This window comes from Mycobacterium sp., assembly GCF_032162105.1.
In the GTDB taxonomy this organism is placed as follows: domain Bacteria; phylum Actinomycetota; class Actinomycetes; order Mycobacteriales; family Mycobacteriaceae; genus Mycobacterium.
Genome location: NZ_JAVRPS010000374.1, coordinates 1 through 3159, shown reverse-complemented (window position 1 = coordinate 3159; position 3159 = coordinate 1). Strand labels below are relative to the sequence as shown.

The following is a 3159-nucleotide window of genomic DNA, read 5'->3' as shown; positions in this document are numbered from 1 at the left end:
CGCAGTCGACGCAGGGCGCGCTCCGCGCTGTCGCTGGCCGGCAGGGCCGCCGCCGAATTCTGCAGATACACCGCACCCAACGACTTCAGTCGACGCCACACCGCGGCCCGCAGTCGAGTGGGATCCGACGGGATCCGATAGACCAACAGCAGCCACGAATCTGCCGGCGTCGACTCGGTGCCCGACGACTCGGCCGGTTCCCCGACCTCAGTTTCGATCGCACTCATGACGTCAGTGTGCCCGACACCGCGGCCGGCGAGATCGGTTCGCTGGGCTCAGCCAGCCGATGGCGACAAGGCGGGTCACCTCGGCTGCGCCCGCCGTCGCCCGCGTCAGCGGATCAGGTGGTCGAGACCCAGAGGAGCTCACTGAGCACGGCTGCAAGGCAGGTCGCCGCGCACAGCCCGAGCACCACCCAGTCACGTCGTGTTAGTCGGGTCGAGGCAGCTGAGAACTGGCCCGCACCACCGCGTGCGGTGATCGCGTCGCCCATTTCATCGGCGCGCCGCAGCGCCACGGTGATGGCCGCCGCAAGAAGGTCCACCACCTCCGCCAGCCAGTGCCGGTAGTGCCTCCACCGGCCGTCCGGCGCCTCCTTGGGGCGGAGCCGACGCGCCGCGTAGAGCAGCCGGAATTCGGTGATCAACATCGGGAAGGCCCGCAAGGCCAGCCCCAGCCCGACGGCCCACTCGTCGACCGGAACCCGGAATCGTCGCAGCGGACGGCCCAGGGCCGCGACAGCCGGCGCGACCTCGGCCACGTTGGTAGTCCACGACACCATCGCGGCCAGGCCCAGCAACACCAATGACAACGCGGTGAACCGCAAGACGTTCAGCAGTCCGCCAAGGCCGATGGCGACGGAACCGATCTCGATGAACGGCGGTCGGCCGCTGAACACCGCGGTGAGGTTACCGAGCGCCAGCACGACCCACACCCACCGTGGCAGCGACGGAAGCGCACCCCGGGGAATGTGGGCAGCGCAGGCGGCCACCGCCAGCCACGCGGCCACTAGCCCGAGCGGCACCCAGCCCGGCAGACACGCCAGCAACACCGAAAAGCTCAGCATCACTAGTAATTTCGTCCCGGCCCACAGGTCGTGGATGGCCGAGCGCCCCGGGATGGGGCGCAACAACACCACGGGCCTGCGCTGCTGATGCGATCGGTTACCCGGCGTCGTCACGGCGTGCTGCCAGAGGTTGCCGGGACGGGCCGTAACGCACCGCCGGACAGTTCGATGGTGCGCGGGCAGAGGTCCTCGAGTCCAGCGAAATCGTGCGAGATCACGACCATCGTCAGCCCGTGGCGGCGGCGGAGATCCTCGAGTAGCCTGAGCAATCCGTGCTGGCTGGCAGCGTCGAGCCCGGCAAGTGGTTCGTCGAGGATCAAGACGCTCGGCGTGCGGGCCAGCATTCCGCCGAGCACGACGCGCCGCATCTGACCGCCGCTGAGCTGGTCCACCCGTCTGTCGGCCAGCCCCGCGTCCAGACCGACCGCGGCCAATGATGAAGCGACCCGGGCGGTGTCGTGCGGCGAGAATCCGGCCGCCGAGGCGACTTCATCGCCGACACGCCCCCGCATCAATTGCAGGCGGGTCGCCTGAAAGGAGAGGGCTACCGCCCCGACCTGCTCGGTCACCGCTCGTCCGTTCAGCAGGCACGCCCCGGTCGTCGGCGCGGTCAAACCGGCCATGATCCAGGCCAGTGTCGACTTCCCGGACCCGTTGCCCCCGTGGATCAGCACTCCGTCACCGTGGTGCACGGCGAAGGTGACGTTGCGCAGCGCCGTCGTGGCCCAGGGTGTCCCAGCGGCGTACACATGGCCGACGTCGTCGACCTCGAGCACCGGAGCGCCAAGGCTCGGGTCCGACACCACGGTCGCGGCGGGCGCGGCAGCGACCTCGACCATCGCCGTGTTGTCCGACGACCCGCTACCGGACAGGTGAATCATGCGGTCGGCTGATGCGGCCTCGACGTCGTAGTGAGTGATGTGCACCAGCCCCATGCGATGACGCGTCGTCAGTCCTGCCAGCACGCCGAGCAGCGCGGCACGGCCGCGCTGGTCGACCATGGTGGTCACTTCGTCGGCGATCAGCAGCGACGGTTCGCGGGCTAGCGCGGAGGCCACCGCCAACCGCTGCAACTCCCCGCCTGACAGCCCGCCGGTGTCGCGGTCGCCAAGCCCGTCCAGCCCCACCTCGGCCAGCAGCCGTTCGATGTCCACGCGCTGACCCGGCGGCAGACCCCACACCACGTCATCGGCGACGCGAGTGCCCAGCACCTGGCTCTCCGGGTGCTGCATGATGACTGCGGTGCCGTCGCGCTGACCCAGCCCGACCGAACCAGGGCGCTGCACCACGCCCTGGGAGGGGTCGCGCCCGGCCAGCACCAGCATCAACGTCGTCTTCCCCGAACCGTTGGCTCCTGTGACGGCCACGTGTTCACCGGTGTCGATGTGCAATGTGACCGGACCGAGCGCGTCGGTGTCGGTGCCCGGGTAGCGGAATCCCACCTCCTCGAGGCGCACCGGAAGCGGCCCGATGGGATCACCGCTCATCGGCGTCTCCAGTCGATGCACGTCCGGGATGCCGGCGAGCCGCGCGAGCACCCGCGACAGCACCCACCAGCTGACTAGGTTCGCCACCACGATGCCGACCACGGATCCGGCACCGACGATCCATGGCCAATAATCCAATGCGGTGGCGAAGAACAGTTTCATCTGGGTGGCGGCGCCACCGAGGTGGGGGATGCGCGCGAGCACCGCAGCGGTCCCGTCGACATTGGCCGACATCGACTCGAACATCAGGTTCCGCAAGGGCCTCAGGACGGCCAGGGCCGCCACCGCGACGACACCGACGACGAGCCCGGCCCCCAGTGAAGCCACGACCACCGTCGGTGTGCCGCGGTTGCGGCGCTTGACCAACCCGGTCAAACCGCCGACGTAGGAACAATGGAGCACCGTCAACAGGCCACCCGAGCCGCCCGCCAAGAATGCAATGACACCAGCGGCGACGGTGGCGGCGACGAGCACGCGGATCCGGTACCGGTAGGCCAGCAAACCCATGGGAACACTGCCGAGCAACGACAGTCCTGCCGCGAGCGGGATGATCACGGCGATGATCGCGGTCGCCGCCGACAGCGCCGCCATCACCGCCGCCTGGGC

At 69.4% G+C, this 3159-nt stretch carries 3 protein-coding genes; all 3 read right to left on the bottom strand.

Annotated features, from left to right (window positions below; genetic code table 11):
* Positions 1-227: Chromate resistance protein ChrB (locus tag QOC69_RS18985; protein WP_526442373.1), on the bottom strand; the 227-nt coding region annotated here is incomplete at its 3' end.
* Between the two features lie 113 nt (positions 228-340).
* Entirely contained in the window at positions 341-1180 is an 840-nt protein-coding gene (locus tag QOC69_RS18980; protein ID WP_526442371.1) for an energy-coupling factor transporter transmembrane component T family protein, read from the bottom strand.
* Positions 1177-3159, bottom strand: a 1983-nt coding sequence (locus QOC69_RS18975) for an ABC transporter ATP-binding protein (RefSeq protein ID WP_526442369.1), incomplete at its 5' end; no start/stop codon positions are given. The genes QOC69_RS18975 and QOC69_RS18980, both read right to left, overlap by 4 nt.